Below are 1,435 nucleotides of genomic sequence, written 5' to 3'. Positions count from 1 at the left end.
CGCAATTGACTGTTCAAATAAAACGGACTGCCTGATAACCTGATGTGCTCATTGGCCTGCTCAACATGCAAAGTCGGCGGCAATTGACGGTGCTTCAGCGCCAATACCAACTTCAGAACACCTGCAACCCCTGCCGCAGTCAAACAATGACCAATGTTACTTTTTACCGAACCAACCGCACAATAACCTGACGCGTCGGTGTATTTGGCAAACGCTGACTTCAGACCTTCTATCTCAATCGGATCGCCCAAACGCGTGCCCGTGCCATGCGCCTCAATCAACTGAATCTGTTCCGGGTTGATCCCATGGCGGTCATAAACCTCTTGTTCCAATCGCATTTGTGACTGCGCACTGGGGGCCGTGATGCCATTGGTCTTGCCATCCTGGTTAACACCCCATCCGGCGATTACCGCATGAATCCGGTCTGCAGCCTGTTGTGCATCGGCAAGCCGTTTTAACAACACCACACCAACGCCTTCTCCTGGCACAAAACCATTGGCCCGTTCATCAAAGGTAAAACACCGGCCATCCGGTGACAACATCCCTGACTGGGCCGTCTTGATGTGCATCCCTGGACCTGACATCACATAAACACCACCGGCCAACGCCAAATCACTGCTGCCGGTATTCAAACTGTCACAGGCATTGGCAATCGATACCAATGATGAGGAACAGGCTGTGTCAACCGACCAACAGGGTCCCTGTAAGTCCAAAAAGTAAGAAATCCGGGCCGCCAATATTGAGGTCGCACCTCCGGTGAAACTGCGGGCACTGTGTTGTTGGTCAACTGACAAATCATGGTAATCACCCGATGCACAACCAACAAACACACCACAACGACTGCCTGATAGGCCATCGGCACTGTAACCGGCGTCCTCTATCGCATGCCAGCTGGACTGCAAGAACAAACGTTGTTGCGGATCCATGCTTTCTGCCTCTGTTGGTGAAATGTTGAAAAACAACGGGTCAAACAAATCATAATCATCCAAAGCACCCAACCACTTGCTGTTGGTTTGCCCTGACCCCAAATCACCCGTGGTGTAATACTGACTGACATCCCAGCGTGCTCCCACTTCCTCGATACAGTCCCGACCTGAGGCCAGGTTAGACCAATATTCATCCAGGGTGCGGGCTTGGGGGAACTGACCGGCCATGCCGATGATCGCCACCGCCTGGCGTTGAACCGCTGGTTCTGCGGACATCATCGACACCCCTTGCTCTGTGCGCCATGAAGTCAACTCTGGCCATGAACCTGACCAGCCTGGCTCTTCAAATACCTCAAGGACTTGGGCTGGAACCGTTGCCTGTTGCCTGGTGACAGCCGGTGTGCTCACAGGTGTGAGGACCGGTTCAATGTTGGCCTGACTGGCCACATATTCACTCAGTTGACGCAAAGTCGGGTAACTGTACACCTGAATCGCTTCCACTTCGCTCT

General features: G+C 53.0%; 1 protein-coding gene. It reads right to left on the bottom strand.

What is annotated here, in order from left to right; genetic code table 11:
• Positions 1 to 1,435 (bottom strand): beta-ketoacyl synthase N-terminal-like domain-containing protein (locus tag B0475_RS17305; RefSeq protein WP_198538371.1); only part of this gene is annotated, 1,435 nt, incomplete at both ends.

The organism is Marinicella sediminis (genome assembly GCF_002000055.1).
GTDB lineage: Bacteria > Pseudomonadota > Gammaproteobacteria > Xanthomonadales > Marinicellaceae > Marinicella > Marinicella sediminis.
The sequence above is the reverse complement of the archived record's forward strand: the minus strand, read 5'-3'. Positions and strand labels throughout refer to the sequence as shown.